The following is a 518-nucleotide window of genomic DNA, read 5'->3' as shown; positions in this document are numbered from 1 at the left end:
ATTGGGGCACCTCCTGAAATCGCGAGCCTTAGTCTTCCACCAAAAACTGAAGTAATTTTTTTGAAAAAGATTTTCCCAATATCAAGATGTAGCTTTTTAGTCACTCTATTTATTTTAATAACTTTTTTCAGCAGCTTTTCCTTACCTTCTTTACGAATATTTTGCCAGATCTTTCTATAAAGATTTTCGAATAAAAGCGGAACTCCGAGGAAAACTGTCGGCCTTGCCTCTGCTAAATTTGGCACGATATATTTTAATCCTTCGCAATATGCAATCGTAGCACCATAGCAAAGCGGAATTAAAAAACCGCAAGTTCCTTCGTATGTATGATGAATAGGAAGCACAGAAAAAAATGTATCAGCCTCCGTAATCTTAATTAATGATGCGGGATAATACATCTCCGCCATAAGATTTCTATGAGAGAGCATCACACCTTTTGCAACGCCGGTCGTCCCGCTTGTAAAAAGCAGTAGGCATGGTTCAGTATTAATAATTTGCGGAGCCGCAAATTATTAATA

The 518-nt window shown here is 37.6% G+C and carries 1 protein-coding gene; it reads right to left on the bottom strand.

Going from position 1 to position 518, the window contains the following annotated elements:
• Nucleotides 1-428, bottom strand: a 428-nt coding sequence (locus tag AC1MDJ_RS08570) for an AMP-binding protein (protein WP_479690484.1), incomplete at its 3' end; no start/stop codon positions are given.
• Between the last annotated feature and the right edge of the window lie 90 nt (nt 429-518).

The sequence above is a fragment of the Candidatus Termitispirillum reticulitermitis genome (genome assembly GCF_054655775.1).
The sequence above is the reverse complement of the archived record's forward strand: the minus strand, read 5'-3'. Positions and strand labels throughout refer to the sequence as shown.